This is a genomic window from Mycobacterium kiyosense, assembly GCA_021654635.1.
GTDB classification, from domain to species: domain Bacteria; phylum Actinomycetota; class Actinomycetes; order Mycobacteriales; family Mycobacteriaceae; genus Mycobacterium; species Mycobacterium kiyosense.
In genome coordinates this window covers 2,680,844-2,696,083 of record AP025179.1, presented here as the reverse complement: position 1 = coordinate 2,696,083, position 15,240 = coordinate 2,680,844, and the positions used below count along the sequence as shown (strand labels likewise).

The 15,240-nt window shown below is 69.8% G+C and carries 8 protein-coding genes and 2 pseudogenes; 5 read left to right on the top strand and 5 right to left on the bottom strand.

Going from position 1 to position 15,240, the window contains the following annotated elements; translation table 11 throughout:
• The first annotated feature begins 243 nt into the window (after positions 1 to 243).
• Entirely contained in the window at positions 244 to 6,138 is a 5,895-nt protein-coding gene (locus L6444_RS12780) for a beta strand repeat-containing protein (RefSeq protein ID WP_459561281.1), read from the top strand.
• 104 nt (positions 6,139 to 6,242) lie between these two features.
• Here the strand turns inward: L6444_RS12780 and L6444_RS12775 are convergent.
• Positions 6,243 to 6,636, bottom strand: a pseudogene (locus L6444_RS12775) (response regulator); the annotation flags it as partial.
• Between the two features lie 186 nt (positions 6,637 to 6,822).
• On the opposite strand from L6444_RS12775, the gene L6444_RS31110 reads away from it, so the two are divergent.
• Genes L6444_RS31110 through L6444_RS31100 form a run of 3 tightly spaced genes read left to right on the top strand, consistent with a single transcriptional unit; the run spans position 6,823 to position 10,761 of the window.
• Positions 6,823 to 8,127 carry a hypothetical protein gene (locus L6444_RS31110; protein WP_459561280.1) on the top strand — a complete coding sequence of 435 codons (1,305 nt, stop codon included), beginning with the start codon at positions 6,823 to 6,825 and terminating at the stop codon, positions 8,125 to 8,127.
• Positions 8,128 to 8,162: 35 nt separating this feature from the next.
• On the top strand, positions 8,163 to 8,576 hold the full coding sequence (locus L6444_RS31105) for a hypothetical protein (RefSeq protein ID WP_459561279.1): 414 nt from the start codon (positions 8,163 to 8,165) through the stop codon (positions 8,574 to 8,576).
• Positions 8,542 to 10,761 (top strand): hypothetical protein, encoded by a 2,220-nt coding sequence (locus tag L6444_RS31100; RefSeq protein WP_459561294.1) that lies wholly within the window; start codon positions 8,542 to 8,544, stop codon positions 10,759 to 10,761. Before L6444_RS31105 ends, L6444_RS31100 begins: the two co-directional genes overlap by 35 nt.
• A 22-nt stretch (positions 10,762 to 10,783) precedes the next feature.
• On the opposite strand, the pseudogene L6444_RS31095 reads toward L6444_RS31100, so the two are convergent.
• Both L6444_RS31095 and L6444_RS12765 read right to left on the bottom strand, forming a co-directional pair.
• A pseudogene (locus tag L6444_RS31095) lies at positions 10,784 to 11,973 on the bottom strand (PE family protein); the annotation flags it as partial.
• Positions 11,974 to 12,238: 265 nt separating this feature from the next.
• A complete protein-coding gene (locus tag L6444_RS12765) occupies positions 12,239 to 12,886 on the bottom strand; it encodes a response regulator transcription factor (RefSeq protein ID WP_236983030.1) in 648 nt (215 codons plus the stop codon).
• A 3-nt stretch (positions 12,887 to 12,889) separates the two neighbouring features.
• Between L6444_RS12765 and L6444_RS12760 the strand changes: the two genes are divergently transcribed.
• Entirely contained in the window at positions 12,890 to 13,102 is a 213-nt protein-coding gene (locus tag L6444_RS12760) for a hypothetical protein (RefSeq protein WP_236983028.1), read from the top strand.
• Between the two features lie 212 nt (positions 13,103 to 13,314).
• On the opposite strand, the gene L6444_RS12755 is transcribed toward L6444_RS12760, so the two are convergent.
• Together L6444_RS12755 and L6444_RS12750 are read right to left on the bottom strand one after the other, a co-directional pair.
• Positions 13,315 to 13,842, bottom strand: a complete 528-nt coding sequence (locus L6444_RS12755) for a YbhB/YbcL family Raf kinase inhibitor-like protein (protein WP_236983026.1) — start codon at positions 13,840 to 13,842, stop codon at positions 13,315 to 13,317.
• 32 nt (positions 13,843 to 13,874) lie between these two features.
• Positions 13,875 to 15,188 (bottom strand): M20/M25/M40 family metallo-hydrolase, encoded by a 1,314-nt coding sequence (locus L6444_RS12750; RefSeq protein ID WP_236984066.1) that lies wholly within the window; start codon positions 15,186 to 15,188, stop codon positions 13,875 to 13,877.
• Positions 15,189 to 15,240: the final 52 nt, after the last annotated feature.

Sequence of the window (15,240 nt, the reverse complement as noted above, 5' to 3'; positions counted from 1 at the left end):
CCCGGTCAACATCCCGCTCAGTATCGACTTCACCACGACGGTCTTCAGCGGGATCACCATCGACGACATCCCGTTCGGCACCACAACCCAGATCGGCCCCATTCCGGTGTTGAGCGGCACCATCAACTCCCTGACCATCCCACCGCTGTACATCAACGGCCCGGCACCGCACATTCAGGTCGGACAGGCGGACGGCTCCACGACCATCGTCATCCCGATCCACGCCAGCCTGGGGCCGGCCCAGTGGACGTTGATCGACTTCGGCGGCGCGACCGGCTACGGGAACTCCTCCGGGCGTCCGTCGTCGGGGTTCTTCAATTCCGGGACGGGCAGTTCCTCGGGGTTCTTCAATGCCGGCGCCAACGCCTCGGGCTGGCAGAACGCCTCGCTGGGCGGGGTCTCGGGGATCCGCAACGCCGGCGCCCTGCAATCGGGACTGCTCAACTGGGGCAACACCGTCTCGGGCATCTTCAACACCAGCACCACCGACCTGAGCACCCCGGCCTACCTGTCCGGACTGGCCAACACCGGCACCCACCTGGCCGGACTGCTGCACCACCCCGCCCCCCTGATGACCAACCTCGGCCTGGCCAACCTGGGCACCGCCAACCTCGGCCTGGGCAACCTCGGCGACCACAGCCTTCGGCCAACCGGCAACCACAACTGGGGCATCGCCAACCTCGGCGAGCACAACTGGGGCGCCGCCAACCTGGGCCTCCTCAACCACGGCCTGGCACCAGCACCAACAACATCGGCCTGGCCAACACCGGCAACTCCAACCTGGGCCTGGCCAACACCGGCAACAACAACATCGGCATCGGCCTGACCGGCAACGACCAAATCGGCATCGGCGCCCTGAACTCCGGCACCGGCAACATCGGCCTGTTCAACTCCGGCACCAACAACATCGGCTTCTTCAACACCGGCGAAAACAACATCGGCCTGTTCAACACCGGCACCGCCAACTGGGGCATCGCCAACACCGGCACCCTCAACACCGGACTGTTCAACTCCGGAACCACCAACACCGGACTACTCAACCCCGGCAACCTCAACACCGGCCTGCTCAACCCCGGCAGCTACAACTCCGGCAACTTCAACACCGGCCACTTCAACACCGGCAGCTTCAACACCGGCAACACCAACACCGGCCTGTTCAACACCGGCAACACCAACACCGGCCTGTTCAACAGCGGCAACGTCAACACCGGCCTGTTCAACACCGGCAACATGAACAACGGCCTACTCTGGCGCGGCGAATATGGCGGGCTCTACGGCTTCAACTACACGATGTCGATTCCGGACACCGCGATCCCGTTCGATGCGAGCATCTCCGTTCCGATCAATATTCCGATCAGCATGTCCTTGGGTACGGTGACGCTTCAGGGCTTCACCATTCCCAAATACACCGCCGAAATCAACGTTCTCGGGACCGGCAGCACGGAATTCATCAGTGTCGGCCCGGTGAAATTCGGGAACGTGACGCTGGCCCTGCCGTCGATTGACACCGTCATCGGCGGGCCGGATATCGCGTTGAGCCTGGCCGGCGGTGGCGGCATCGGCCCGATCAAGATCCCGGTCATCGACCTGGGCGGGGCGCCCGGCTACGGAAACTCGACCACCAACCCGTCGTCGGGGTTCTTCAACTCCGGCGCCGGCGGCTCGTCGGGTTTCGGCAACGTCGGCGCCCACAACTCCGGCTTCCTCAACCTGGGCACCGGCGGTACCGGAGTGTCGGGTTACAAGAACGTCGGCGACCTGGTGTCCGGAGTGAAGAACGTCGGCAACACCGTGTCGGGATGGTTCAACACCAGCGCCGTGGACCTGGCGACGGCAGCCCATGTCTCCGGTTTCGGCAACGTCGGCAGCAACGTTTCCGGAATGCTCAGCGGCTTCGCGATCTCGAACCTGGGTCTGGGCAACGCCGGCAGCTTCAACGTCGGCAACGGCAACCTCGGCGCCTACAATTTCGGCAGCGCAAACATCGGCGGCCAGAACTTCGGCTTCGCCAACATCGGCGATCTCAACGTCGGAATCGCCAACCACGGCAACCACAATTGGGGACTGGCCAACCTCGGCGACGCGAACATCGGCTCCGGCAATCTCGGCAGCCTCAACCGCGGCCTGTGGAACTTCGGCACCGGCAACATCGGCCTGGCCAACGCCGGCAACTCCAACCTGGGCCTGGCCAACACCGGCAACAACAACATCGGCATCGGCCTGACCGGGAACGACCAAATCGGCATCGGCGCCCTGAACTCCGGACACGGCAACATCGGCCTGTTCAACTCCGGCAACAACAACATCGGCTTCTTCAATTCCGGCGACGGCAACATCGGGATCGGCAATGCCGGATCCGGTAACTGGGGCATCGGCAACGCCGGCGTCGCCAACATCGGCGTCGCCAACCCCGGCAGCGCCAACTGGGGTATGTGGAACCCCGGAGCCGGCAACACCGGCATGCTCAACCCGGGATCGTTCAACACCGGCTTGACGAACACCGGAATCGCCAACACCGGAATCGGCAACGTCGGAGACTACAACTCGGGGCTGTACAACACCGGCAGCTTCAACACCGGCAACTTCAACACCGGCGACTACAACACCGGTGGATTCAACTCGGGCGACTCCAACACCGGCCACTTCAACAGCGGCAATGTCAACACCGGAGCATTCAACACCGGCAGCTACAACAACGGATTCTTCTGGCGCGGCGATTATCAGGGACTGCATGGCTTCCGTGTCGGAATACACATTCCCGAATTCACGCTCATCGATTCCAGTTTCGCGATACCGGTCAACATCCCGCTCAGCAGCGACATGACCAGCCTCGTCCTCTACCCCATCACCATCGCGCCATTCACGATTTCCGGCCTCGACTCGTCGTATTTGAGCATCACCTTCGACGGCATCTTCATCCCAGCGATCACCGCCCTGCTGCCCTCGATCAACACCCAGATCGGCGGACCCGACACGACGATTCCGATCACCATCCGCGGCGGCGTGGGACCCATCGACATCAACTTCATCGATATCCCGGCGGCACCCGGTTTCGGAAACTCGACGACGGCTCCGTCGTCGGGGTTCTTCAATTCCGGGACGGGCAGTTCCTCGGGGTTCTTCAATGCCGGCGCCAACGCCTCGGGCTGGCAGAACGCCTCGCTGGGCGGGGTCTCGGGGATCCGCAACGCCGGCGCCCTGCAATCGGGACTGCTCAACTGGGGCAACACCGTCTCGGGCATCTTCAACACCAGCACCACCGACCTGAGCACCCCGGCCTACCTGTCCGGACTGGCCAACACCGGCACCCACCTGGCCGGACTGCTGCACCACCCGGCCCCCCTGATGACCAACCTCGGCCTGGCCAACCTGGGCACCGCCAACCTCGGCCTGGGCAACCTCGGCGACCACAACTTCGGCCTGGCCAACCACGGCAACCACAACTGGGGCATCGCCAACCTCGGCGAGCACAACTGGGGCGCCGCCAACCTGGGCCTCCTCAACCACGGCCTGGCCAACACCGGCACCAACAACATCGGCCTGGCCAACACCGGCAACTCCAACCTGGGCCTGGCCAACACCGGCAACAACAACATCGGCATCGGCCTGACCGGCAACGACCAAATCGGCATCGGCGCCCTGAACTCCGGCACCGGCAACATCGGCCTGTTCAACTCCGGCACCAACAACATCGGCTTCTTCAACACCGGCGAAAACAACATCGGCCTGTTCAACACCGGCACCGCCAACTGGGGCATCGCCAACACCGGCACCCTCAACACCGGACTGTTCAACTCCGGATCCACCAACACCGGACTACTCAACCCCGGCAACCTCAACACCGGCCTGCTCAACCCCGGCAACTACAACTCCGGCAACTTCAACACCGGCCACTTCAACACCGGCAGCTTCAACACCGGCAACACCAACACCGGCCTGTTCAACACCGGCAACACCAACACCGGCCTGTTCAACAGCGGCAACGTCAACACCGGCCTGTTCAACACCGGCAACATGAACAACGGCCTACTCTGGCGCGGCGACAACCAGGGCCAATACGGCATTTACTACGCCATCACCATCCCCGAGATCCAGGCGTACCTGAATTTCGCGATGCCGGTGAACATCCCGATCACCGTGAGTATCACCGACATCCAGATCAACCCGCTCAAGATCCCGACCATCACGTTCAGCGGTCTGGACAGCGGCCTCGGCGGCGACGTAGCGGGTTCGCTCGGCCCGATCAACATCTACGGCGAGAATCCCGGCGATCCCATCTTCATCCACTTCGGCGACCAACCCCTGCTGAAGCTCAACATCGGCAACCCGGACGGCTCCACCGTGGTAACCATCGGCGGCACAGCGGGTTTGGGCCCGATCACCATCCCGCTCATCGACCTGGGCGGGGCGCCCGGCTATGGAAACTCGACCACCAACCCGTCGTCGGGGTTCTTCAACTCCGGCGCCGGCGGCGTGTCGGGCTTCGGAAATTTCGGCGCCAACATCTCGGGCTGGCAGAACGCCGCGACGGGCTTCGGCGGCGTCTCGGGCTTCCGCAATGTCGGTGCCCAGCAGTCCGGACTGCTCAACTGGGGCAACACCCTGTCCGGGGTCTACAACACCAGCGGCACCGACCTGAGCACCCCGGCTCACCTGTCCGGGCTGCTGAACACGGGTACCAACCTCGCGGGCGTTCTGCACACCGCAACCACGATCACCAACCTCGGCCTGGCCAACCTCGGCCACCTCAACGCGGGGTTCGGCAACCTCGGCAGCTTCAACTTGGGCAGCGCCAATCTTGGCGCCCTCAACCTGGGCAGCGGCAACCTCGGGTTCGGCAATATCGGGTTCGCCAACATCGGCGACGGCAACGTCGGGCTCGCCAACTCCGGGGTTCAGAACATCGGCTTGGCCAACGTCGGCAACTCCAACCTCGGTTTCGCCAACACCGGCAACAACAACATCGGCATCGGCCTGAGCGGCAACGACCAAATCGGCATCGGCGCCCTGAACTCCGGACACGGCAACATCGGCCTGTTCAACTCCGGCAACAACAACATCGGCTTCTTCAACTCCGGCGACGGCAACTGGGGTATCGGCAACAGCGGCGACTACAACACCGGGTTGTTCAACGCCGGCATCGCCAACACCGGACTGCTCAACACCGGGGTCGCCAACACCGGCATCGGCAACGTCGGCAGCTACAACACCGGCAGCTACAACCGCGGCGACGGCAACACCGGCAGCTTCAACACGGGCAGTCACAACAGCGGCTGGCTCAATGCCGGCGACTACAACACCGGCGTTTTCAACTCCGGGAACTCCAACACCGGACTGGCCAACTCCGGCGACGTCAACACCGGCGCCTTCATCTCGGGCAACTACAGCAACGGGCTGTTGTGGCGAGGGGATAACCAGGGCCAGATCTCGCTGGGATACTCCTCGACCATTCCCGAAATCCCTTGGCACTACGACGTGGTCGGCAACATCGAGATACCCGTCACCGGCGAGCTCAGCGAGATCAGCATCGGCGACATCAACGTCGGCGACATCCCGCTCAAGATCAACTTGGAGCAGGTGGTCTGCTACCCGATCATCGAATACCCGTTCTACCGCTGCGACACCATCACCATCCCGGTGTACAACGACCCGATCGCCGGCTGGACGATAAACGAAAGAACCCTGGTGCCTGCGACGACCATCGACGAGGTGCTGTCGAACAGCTTTGTGACGTCGGACAGCGGCCACCTGGGGCCGTACTCGTTCGGCTTCGAAATATCTTCGGGCCCAGGGTTTTTCAACTCGACCGATCAGCCGTCATCCGGGTTCTTCAACTCTGGGGGCGGCGGCGCGTCCGGCTTCTTCAACTCCGGCGACGGGCCGATGTCGGGCCTGGCGAACGAGTTCGCGAACAACTCCGGCCTGCACAACTCGGGCGGTCCGGGCAACTCCGGCTACCTCAACGAGGGCGAACTCGAATCGGGTCTGGCCAATGTCGGCAACACCATCTCCGGCTTGTTCAACACCGGCCCGCTGGACCTCACCCAGGCGGCGTTCGACTCGGGGCTGGCGAACGTCGGAGTCAACCTGTCCGGATTCTTCAACAACTTCACGCTGCCGCACAGATTCAGGCAGTGACAAGGCGCCGACCCGGGGCCGCGCTGCTCCGGTAGCGGCGGGTGTGGCAGGCGACGGTGTCAAGTGGCGAGCGCAGGCTGCGCGCCGCCGTCGGCATCCTCGCCACCCCGGGCACACGCGAGCACCGCGTTCACGATCTCGTCGCTGTCGGCGTCCTTGGTCAGGAACCCCGCCGCCCCCTGGTCCAGCGCGGTGGAAACCAGATGGGAGTCATCGAAGGCGCTCAACAGCAGCACACGGGTGGGCAGTCCGTCGCAGCTGACGGCATGGGCTACCGCAACGCCGTCCAGCCCGGGCATCCGATAGTCGAGCAGCGCGACGGCGGGCCGGTGTTCGCGGACGGCTTCCAGCGCAGCGCGGCCGTCGGCGGCCTCGGCGACCAACCTCCACCCGCCCGCTGGATGTCAGGGCGCGCACAATGCCGAGCCGCACCACCGGATGGTCGTCGGCGACGACGACGGTGACACGCTTGGCAATCCCGGCCACCGGCCGCCCCATATCCTCTACACCCCAACTCGGCTGCCGCCGATCGATATTGACGTGGGCTATCGGGAATGCAACGCGGTCGGCTCACGCTCGCTGCCCGCCGGACCGCTCGACCCGCAGGTACTAAATGGGAGATCCCCCCGCGCCGCCGGTCCCTGCTGACCCGCCTGCGCCGCCCTTTCCGCCGGTTCCTCCGCTATGACCGCCGCCGGAAAAGCCGGAACCGCCGGAGGTACCGGCCTTACCGCTACTGTGGCTCTGGCCGCCGGTGCCACCGTCACCGCCGACACCGCCGACGCCCCCCGTCCCACCGTCACCGCGCACCGAGTTGCCGCCGGTACCGCCGGTACCGCCGACCGCGCCGTCACCACCCTGACCGCCCCATCCGCGGCTGTTTTTGTTGCCGTCACCGCCCCCGCCGTCGCCGCCGCCGCCGCCGGTGCCGCCCGCTCCACCGACACCGCCGGCGCCGCCGTCGCCGAGCTCACCGGCACCGTTCCCGCCGGTCCCGGCGGCACCGGCGGTGCCTCCTGCGCCGCCGACACCGCCGGCGCCGCTGACGCTGCCATTTCCGCCGGTGCCCCCGGTGCCGCCGGCGCCGCCCTGGCCGCCGGTTCCGCCGTCGCCGTTACCGTCGCCACCTACGCCGCCGTTACCGGCGTCGCCGCCGACTCCGCCTTTGCCGCCCCGGGCACCGTCGCCGCCCGCCTTGGCGGTGTTGGTTCCGCCGGAACCGCCGTCGCCGCCTTGGCCACCGGCACCGCCCTGACCGCCCTGGCCGCCGCCGACCCCGTTGATGCCGGCACCGCCGTCACCACCGAGACCGCCCTTGCCGCCGCGACCGCCCTGATCACCCACGGTGGGCGTATCACTGGTGACACCGTTCTGGCCGGTACCGCCCTTGCCGCCGGCACCCCCGGTACCGCCCTTGCCGCCGGCGCCGATCGACCCGTCCGGGCCACCGTCTGCGCCCTTGCCTGCCGCTCCGGCAGTACCTGCGGTGCCGCCTTTGCCGCCGTCGGCGCCGTTACCGGCGGTCGCGGTGCTGGCGCCACCGGCGCCCCCAGTGCCGCCCTGACCGCCGACACCGCCCTGACCACCCTGGCCACCGCCGACACCGTTGATCCCGGCACCGCCGTCACCGCCCTGGCCACCTGCTCCGGCCCGGCCGCCTTGGCCGCCGGGGGTGGGCGAAGTCCCGGATACACCCGCTTGCCCGGTGCCGCCGGTGCCGCCGACACCTCCGACACCGCCCTTGCCGCCTTTGCCGATCGACCCGTCCGGGCCGCCGTCGCTGCCCTTGCCCGCGGCTCCGGCAGTACCACCGGTGCCGCCCTGGCCGCCGTCGGCACCGGTACCGGCGGTCGCCGTGCTGGCACCGCCCGCGCCCCCGGTACCGCCCCGGCCGCCGACACCGCCCAGACCACCCTGGCCGCCGCCGACCCCGTTGAGGCCGGCACCGCCATCGCCACCCTGGCCGCCGGCGCCCCACCGCCGCCTTGACCACCCGCTGTCGGCGTGGTGCTCGAGGTGCCCGCTTGCCCGGTGCCACCGTCGCCGCCGAGACCTCCGACCCCGCCGCTTCCGCCGCGGCCGATCGTGCCGACCGCGCCACCGTCGCTGCCCTTGCCGGCCACTCCGGCAGTGCCGCCGGTGCCGCCCTTGCCGCCCTGGGCGCCGGCACCGGCAATCGATGTGTTGGAGCCTCCGGTGCCGCCGCCGCCACCTTCGCCGCCGACTCCACCCCGACCGCCCTGGCCGCCGCCGACACCGTTGATTCCGGCGCCGCCGTCGCCGCCCTGGCCGCCGACACCCCCACCGCCGCCTTGGCTCCCGGCGGTCGGCGAATCACCCGACGTGCCCGCCAGACCAGTGCTCCCGTTGCCGCCGGTGCCGCCGATACCACCGGTGCCGCCGGTGCCGTTCGCCCCGGCCGCACCGCCGGGGGCTGACACCCCGGCACCCGCCACACCGCCGGTGCCGCCCTTGCCGCCGGCGGCCGTTGCCGGCGGTGCCGCCGGTGTTCGTGCCGCCGACCCCGCCGATGCCGCCCTGACCCCCGTTGCCGCCCTGGCCGCCATCGCCGCCACCGACGCCGTTGATGCCTGCCCCGGCGTCGCCACCTCGACCACCGGCCCCACCGGCGCCGCCCTGGTTGCCCGCGGTCGGTGCGCTGCCAGACGTCCCGTCCCGTCCAGCGGCGCCGTTGCCGCCATTGCCGCCGGTGCCGCCGGTGCCACCCTTGCCGTTGGCCCCGGCCGTACCACCGTCGGTTCCGACGCCACCCGCGCCGGCCACGCCGCCGAGGCCACCGTCACCACCGGCCCGGCCGGCAGCACCGTCGGTGCCGGTATTGGAACCACCGTCGCCGCCGTTGCCGCCTCGACCACCGCTGCCGCCCTGGCCGCCGTTGCCGCCGCCCGCGCCGTCGACGCCCGCTCCCCCGGCTCCGCCTCGGCCTCCGTCGCCGCCGCGGCTGCCCGTTTGACCCGGGGTCGGCGAGGTGCTCGTCGTCCCGGCCTTTCCGGCGGCTCCGTTGCCCCCGGCGCCGCCGTTGCCGCCGTCACCACCGGCACCGATCAGACCGCGAACACCGCCGTCGACCGCCGCACCTCCGGCACCGGCCGCGCCACCCGCACCTCCTTCGCCGCCGTTCGCGCCGGCCCCGGTCCCGGTGTTGGAACCGCCGGCGCCGGCATTGCCACCTTGCCCACCGATGCCGCCCTGACCGCCGTCGCCACCGCCGGAACCAGCGAGGCCGACACCGCCGTCACCGCCCCGACCGGCTGCGCCACCCGCGGCGCCGTCGTATCCCACGGCCGGCGTTGCACCGTCTCGACCGGCTGCGCCGGTACCGCCTGCGCCGCCGTTGCCGCCGGTCCCGCCGTTGCCGGCGACGCCGCGAGCACCTCCGCTACCGCCGGTACCGGCAGCGCCGGCCACTCCGCCGTTGCCGCCCTTGCCGCCCTTGCCGCCGACTCCGGCGTTGCCGGTCCCGTCGTCGTTGTAGCCGCGACCACCGTCGCCGCCGCTGCCGCCCAGCCCCCCGGAACCGCCGGAACCGTTGGTCGCGCCCGACACGGCATCGCCGCCGGCACCACCCTGGCCGCCGACACCGCCCTGGCCGGCGTTGCCGCCGTTCGTGACGCCCGCGGCCCCTTGCCCGCCCTGGCCACCGGCGCCGCCATTGCCGGCCGTGTGGCCACTGATGGTGGTAGCGCCGCCTTTTCCTCCTGTGCCGCCGGCACCGCCCAGCCCGCCGGTGCCGTACCCGGCACCGGTGTCGGGTACGGGACCGGCACCCGGAGCGCCGCCCCTACCGCCCGTTCCACCGGTGCCGCCGGCGCCGCCGGTTCCGGCGTTGTCGGTGCCGTCATCGGCGTATCCGGCGCCGCCATCGCCGCCGGTGCCGCCGCGGCCGCCCATGCCCCCTGCGCCCCTGATCGCGCCGCTGGCGGCGTTGCCGCCCGTGCCGCCCTGGCCGCCTTGGCCGCCTTGGCCGCCGAGGTCGGCGGCCGCGCCTGCACCGCCCTGGCCACCCTGGCCGCCGGCTCCGCCTTTGCCTGCGAGGTGGGAGGCGATGTTGCTGTCGCCACCGTTACCGCCTGCGCCGCCGTTGCCGCCGGTGCCCGCCGCGCCACCGGTGCCGCCGTGACCCCCAGTACCGACCGCACCGCCGGCTCCTCCGGCGCCGCCGGCTCCGCCGTTGCCGCCATTCGTGGCGTTGTTACCGCCGACGTCGGGGTAGCCGTTGCCGCCTCGGCCGCCCTGACCACCGGTGCCACCGGCTCCGCCGCTGCCGTTGATGCCGCCGTCGGATTTCCCGCCCGCGCCGCCGGCCCGCCCATACCGCCGGCGCCGCCGACGTTGCCGTTGCGGCTCGAGTCCGTGGCCGCGCTGCCGGCGCCACCCTTGCCGCCGTCACCGCCCACACCGCCGCCGCCGCCCTGGCCGGCTGCCCCGGCCGCACCACCGTCACGGCCCACGCCGCCCGCGCCGGCCTTGCCTCCGGCTCCCCGTCGCCACCGTCGCCACCGCCCCCGCTGGCCGTGCCGAGATTGTCTCCACCAGTTCCGCCGGCCCCGCCCCGGCCACCGGTGCCGCCCTGGCCGCCGTCGCCGCCCCCGACTCCGTTGATCCCGGCACCACCAGCGCCGCCCCTGCCGCCACTACCGCCGAGTCCACCGTTACTGCCGTCGCCCGGCTGCGTACCGGTCACGCCGGGCATGCCCTGCCCACCGTCGCCGCCGGTACCGCCGGTGCCGCCGGTGCCACCCCGGCCCATGCTGCCCGCGTTGCCACCGAAGCCGCCGGAGGCACCACCAGCACCCGCCGCGCCTCCGGCGCCGCCGGCCCCGCCCGTTCCACCCGGTTGGTCGGCGGTCACGCTGGCGCCGCCGGTGCCTCCGGCACCGCCGTGGCCGCCGACACCACCCTGACCGCCGTCGCCGGCCAGGCCGATCCGGGCGTGCCCGCCGGCTCCGCCCGCTCCGGCCGCGCCGCCGGCCGACCCGGGACCGCCACTCCCGCCGTAGACCCCGTCCACCCCGCCCCGCCGGCTCCACCGTCGCCGCCCGCACCACCGTGGCCACCGGACCCGACCAGACCACCGGTGCCGCCGGCACCACCCGCCCCGCCGGTGCCACCGGCCACACCTACCGTCCCGGGGGCGCCGACACCACCGGCGCCGCCGGCACCGCCGTTGCCGAACAGCACCGCGTCGCCGCCCCGACCGCCGGCGGCACCGAGGCCCCCGGTCCCGCCATTGCCACCGGAGCCAAGCAGCCAGCCGCCACTTCCGCCGGCACCACCGACCCCGCCTGTTGCGCCGGTGCCGCCCCGGCCGCCGTTGCCGATCAGGCCCGCCGATCCACCCGGGCCACCGGCGGCCCCGGGATCACTGCTGTTGCCGCCGTTGCCGCCATTGCCCAGCAAGATCCCGCCGGCCCCGCCGGCCTGCCCCTGCGCCCCGCTGGCACCGTCGGCGCCGTTACCGATCAACGGACGGCCCAGGAGCGCTTCGGTGGGTGCGTTCACGACGTCGAGCAGCAGCTGCAGCGGCGCCACATTGAGCGCTTCAGCAGATGCGTACGCCGCCGAACTTGACGTGAGGTTGCGGATGAAGTCGTCGTGAAACGCTTCCAGTTGAGCGCTCACAGTCTGGTAAGCCCGGCCGTGTTCGGCGAACAGGGCGGCGATCGCCGCCGAAACCTCGTCGCCGCCCGCGGCTAACAGGCTGCTGGTCGGCGCCGCCGCCAGCACGTTTGCGCAGCGAAGGCCAGAGCCGATACCTGCCACCTGCGCGGCCGCCGCCGCGAGTGCTTCGTGGCCGACGACGACATAAGACATGGCTGCGATCCCCTTGACCTGAGTGGCGCGGTGCCCGGCCGCAGCCCCTCCGGTCACCCTCACGCACCACGGGGGTCGCCGCCCTCGTCCAGAAGCCTGATTTGAGTGATGAAATTTTCTCCACCGACAGGGGAGGCAGCGGGCAGCGGATCGATCCCGGGGCCGGGGGGTGGCGGACGTCGGGTTCAGATCGGCTGCGTTAAAAAATTGGTCGCGCGCAGATTCGGGCGGCGGTCAGTGCGGTTCCGAGGGCCCGACGCGGCGGTCAGTCCAGCAGGCGGCGCCGCATCGCCTCGGCCACCGCAGCACCGCGGTCGGCAACCCCGAGTTTCTCGTAGAGGCTGCGCGTGTGCGTCTTAACGGTGCTACGCGCCAGGTGCAGGCGGTCCGCGATCTGGGGGACCGACAAGCCATCCGCCATCATCGTGATCACCTGGGTTTCACGCTCGGTGAGCGCGGCCATCGTTCCCCTGCCCCGTCGCTTGACTTCGCCGGCAAGTCCGCCGGCGACGGCGGCGGGCAGGTACGAGCCGCCGCCGGCGCACGTCAGCACCGCGCGCGCGATTTCGTCGCTGTCGGATTCCTTGGTCAGGTAGCCCGAAGCCCCCTCGGCCAGCGCCTTGTAGACGATCTGGCTGTCGTCGAACGCGCTGAGCAACAGCACGCTGGTGGGCAACCTGTCTCGGTTGATGGCGCGGGTGACCTCGATGCCGTTCAGCTCGGGCATCCGATAGTCCAGCAGGGCGACCGCCGGCTGATGCCCTCGGACCGCTTCCAGCGCCGCGCGGCCGTCCGCCACCTCCGCGACGACCGTCAGCTGACCGCTGGAATTCAGCGCCGTAGCCAGACCCCGGCGCGTCACGGGATGATCGTCGGCGATCACCACCGTCACCCGCTTGGCGGCATCAGCCATGAAGTGCTCCATGCTTCTCGCAACTTCAGCTACGGAATAGATAACGGGTTGACGGGTTTCCCGGTGCAGCCGGCGCCCGGGTCGTCGGCCGTCGCCAACCCAATGGTCTGCTGGCTTGCCGACGCGAACGCCATGGCGGTGATCCCCTTTGTGCTGAACCGGATTCCGGGTGTCTTCGCCGATAACTGTGCCGCGATTCGCGCCGGGTGGCGCTAGGGCAAAGGTTCGATTCGGGGGATGAACATTCCTCCCCCTATCGAGGGAGGCGCAGCGCCGCGCGCAGGACCGCACCGGCGTGCGAAATGCTTTGTGCCGCACAATAATTCGGATCGCAGCGCGGGCGCCGGCCCTAACGTCGGAGGGCCGGCTTCAATCGTGGTTGTCAGCGGTGCACAGTGCCGGGACCGGTCATAGCCGCACGCCCGGGATTACGTCTGCTCGTACGTGGCGTGGATGACGGCGCGGGCGATGGCGTGCTGAAACAGGTTGAAGCCCAGGTAGGCCGGACTGGCATCCTCGGCGAGGTCGAGCTTGTCGACGTCCACCGCGTGCACGGCGACGTAGTAGCGGTGCGGGCCGTGCCCGGGCGGCGGGGCGGCGCCGATGTAGCGGCGCATCCCGGCGTCGTTGACCAACGTGAGGGCTCCCCCGGGCAGGTCGCTGCCGTCGCCGGCGCCGGCCGGCAACTCGGTGACGTCGGCGGGCAGGTTGGCCACCGCCCAGTGCCAGAACCCGGACGCCGTGGGCGCGTCCGGGTCGTACACCGTGACCGCGAAGCTGCGGGTCTCCGCCGGGAAGTCCGACCAGCTCAGCTGCGGGCTGACGTCCTCGCCGCCGGCGCCCATGATCCCGCTGACCTGGGGCTTGGCCAGCGGTTGCCCGTCGGTGATCGACTCCGAGGTCAAGGTGAACGACGGCAGCTCGGGCAGCGCGTCGTAGGGGTTGGGCACGGTCATGGTCAATCCTCTCGTGTGATCAAGGGTCGGGATCAGCAGTGGGTCAAGAAGTGGGCCAGCACCTCGGTGCCGAACCGCAGCGCCTCGATGGGTACCCGCTCGTCGACGCCGTGGAACAGCGACGAGAAATCCAGTTCCGGCGGCAGCCGCAGCGGGCTGAACCCGAAGCAGCGAATCCCCAAGCGCGCGAAGGACTTTGCGTCAGTACCGCCGGAGAGCATGTAGGGCACGGTGCGCCCGTCGGGGTCCACCGAGAGCACCGCGGCGTTCATCGCGTCGACCAGGTCGCCGTCGAAGGACGTTTCGTAGGAATCCAGGCTGCGGATCCATTCGCGGGTGATGTCGGGACCGATCACCGCATCTACCTCGGCCTCGAATGCCGCCAGGCGCCCGGGCAGCACCCGGCAGTCGATCACCGCCTCGGCCGTCGCCGGGACCACGTTGGCCTTGTAGCCGGCGTTGAGCATGGTCGGGTTGGCGGTGTCGTGCAGCACCGCCTTGAGCATGCGAGACATCGGGCCCAGCTTGTCGATCATCCCGTCCAGGTCCGGGGACGTGGTGTCGAAGGTCAGGCCGGTCTCCTCGCTGACGGCGGCCAGGAACTGCGCGACGGTGTCGGTGCAGACCAGCGGGAACCGGTGGCGGCCCAATCGGGCCACGGCTTCGGCGACGGCGGTGACCGCGTTGTTGTCGTGCACCATCGACCCGTGCCCGGCGCGGCCGCGGGCGGTCAGCCGCATCCATTGGATGCCCTTCTCGGCGGTCTCGATCAGATACAGGCGGCGCTCACCGCCGTCGTGGCGCGGCACCGTCAGCGAGAAGCCGCCGACCTCGCCGATCGCTTCGGTCACTCCGTCGAACAGTTCGGGCTGATGGTCCACCAGCCATTGCGCCCCGTATTTGCCGCCGTTCTCCTCGTCGGCAACGAACGCGAAGACCAGGTCGCGCGGCGGCACGATGCCGGCCCGCTTGAAGTGGCGGGCCAGCACCAGCGTCATGCCGACCATGTCCTTCATGTCGACCGCGCCGCGGCCCCACACGTAGCCGTCGGCGATGGCACCGGAGAACGGATGCACGCTCCAGTCGGACGGTTCGGCGGGCACCACGTCGAGGTGGCCGTGGATCATCAGGGCGCCGCGGGTGGGATCGGCGCCGGGCAGGCGGGCGAACACGTTGCCGCGACCGGGCGCCCCGGACTCCACGTAGTGGGTGGCGTAGCCGACCTCGGCGAGCTGCTCAGCGATCCATTGCGCGCACAAGGCCTCGCCCTTGGTGGTTTCGAGTTCGCCGGTGTTGGAGGTGTCGAAGCGGATCAGCTTGCTCACCACCTCGGCCACGTCATCCATCGGACCGTCGGGGTCCCCGGTCGCCGGGCGTTGAGGGGTCACAGTCACCTTT

Coding starts and splice junctions, on each gene's coding strand:
- L6444_RS12765 (WP_236983030.1), bottom strand. CDS start 12,886: ATGGCTGATGCCGCCAAGCGGGTGACGGTGGTGATCGCCGACGATCAT.
- L6444_RS31110 (WP_459561280.1), top strand. CDS start 6,823: ATGACCGCCGCCGGAAAAGCCGGAACCGCCGGAGGTACCGGCCTTACC.
- L6444_RS12755 (WP_236983026.1), bottom strand. CDS start 13,842: ATGACCGTGCCCAACCCCTACGACGCGCTGCCCGAGCTGCCGTCGTTC.
- L6444_RS12750 (WP_236984066.1), bottom strand. CDS start 15,188: ATGGATGACGTGGCCGAGGTGGTGAGCAAGCTGATCCGCTTCGACACC.